The organism is Vibrio sp. 811, assembly GCF_033339195.1.
In genome coordinates this window covers 1-861 of the sequence record NZ_JAWOUB010000221.1, presented here as the reverse complement: position 1 = coordinate 861, position 861 = coordinate 1, and the positions used below count along the sequence as shown (strand labels likewise).

The window sequence follows — 861 nt, the reverse complement described above, 5'->3', positions numbered from 1 at the left end:
AAACAGAATGAGTCTTCGCGTTAATTACTGTATTTATTACTTACTGTATTCGTCCCAGCCTCGTTGCCATTCCATACCGAACTTTTGCGCTTGCTCAGTCCCCTCCCAGACACCCTCATAATATTGGCCAGATAGACCCATTTGATAAGCAAAGTCTGGATTGCAATATTCAGCGACACCTTCCAAATAGCCACGGTCATAATCACCAGGGTTAGCAGTGCCTAACGTTTTCAGCTCTTTTACACTACGAGAAGTGTGCCCTGCGATGCCATCTTGATAACCAATCTGATACCAATCACCCGATTTGGCGAGATCTTCCGTGGTTGCAGCACACCCAGCCAATAATACCAGCGCCAACCCCAACGTCACTTTTTTCATAACTCTTCCTTAACTGATTGTTTTCAAAACAAGCTTATCACTAATTCTCAGAATCTGCCGCTCAACACCCAGATTTCGCCACTCACGCTGCCGTTAAACCACTTAATGATGAAACGCGCCACTCACTAGCATCACAAACCACTCAATCGGTATATCGACCACTCGCTACTCTATTCGACCACTCATCTACTAACCGAATGCATTTAACACAAGTGCCGCATAACATGCACCCTGAGATTAAAAAATTACCCTACCCAACCAAGGACAATTGCTATGATGTGGTTTCTAACTTGTGTCGCTGCCCTCATCGGCGGATACTTCATCTACGGCGCTTTCGTTGAGAAAATTTTCGGCATCAATGAGAAACGCCAAACCCCTGCACACACCAAAACGGATGGTGTTGACTTTGTTCCAATGTCAACAAAGAAGGTTTACCTAGTTCAGCTACTTAACATCGCTGGTGTAGGTCCTATCTTTGGCCCA

The 861-nt window shown here is 45.2% G+C and carries 2 protein-coding genes; one reads left to right on the top strand and one right to left on the bottom strand.

From position 1 onward, the window contains the following. Positions 1 to 36: 36 nt before the first annotated feature. The gene (locus R7Q46_RS25955; protein ID WP_318078053.1) at positions 37 to 378 is read right to left on the bottom strand and encodes a DUF2799 domain-containing protein; all 342 of its coding nucleotides are present in this window, start codon (positions 376 to 378) and stop codon (positions 37 to 39) included. A 273-nt stretch (positions 379 to 651) separates the two neighbouring features. Between R7Q46_RS25955 and R7Q46_RS25950 the strand changes: the two genes are divergently transcribed. After that, a partial coding sequence (locus R7Q46_RS25950; protein WP_318078052.1) for a carbon starvation CstA family protein occupies positions 652 to 861 on the top strand: 210 nt, incomplete at its 3' end.

What these genes read in the sequence shown, in the direction of transcription:
- R7Q46_RS25955 (WP_318078053.1), bottom strand. Translation starts at nt 378, where the DNA reads ATGAAAAAAGTGACGTTGGGGTTGGCGCTGGTATTATTGGCTGGGTGT.